This is a genomic window from Shewanella sp. SG41-4 (assembly GCF_014164505.1).
In the GTDB taxonomy this organism is placed as follows: domain Bacteria; phylum Pseudomonadota; class Gammaproteobacteria; order Enterobacterales; family Shewanellaceae; genus Shewanella.
The window spans coordinates 1-236 of the sequence record NZ_JACJFI010000789.1; the positions used below are offsets into that span (position 1 = coordinate 1).

General features: G+C 37.3%; 1 rRNA gene. It reads left to right on the forward strand.

The window, feature by feature from the left end:
- Positions 1-148: 148 nt before the first annotated feature.
- A 16S ribosomal RNA gene (locus H5202_RS23840) occupies positions 149-236 on the forward strand; the annotation flags it as partial.

Consider the following 236-nt stretch of genomic DNA (forward strand, 5'->3'; position numbering starts at 1 on the left):
AAAAATTTAAACTCAATGCAACGATGAGTGTTCATAGTAATATGTACAAACAGTTAAGTGATTCTTCCGAGTCATTTAAATGAAATCAGAATTCATTGAGCCGAAAGCTTTGTTCTTATTTATAAGGATGAGGGTTTCAAAAAAACTTTAATTGAAGAGTTTGATCATGGCTCAGATTGAACGCTGGCGGCAGGCCTAACACATGCAAGTCGAGCGGTAACACAAGGGAGCTTGCT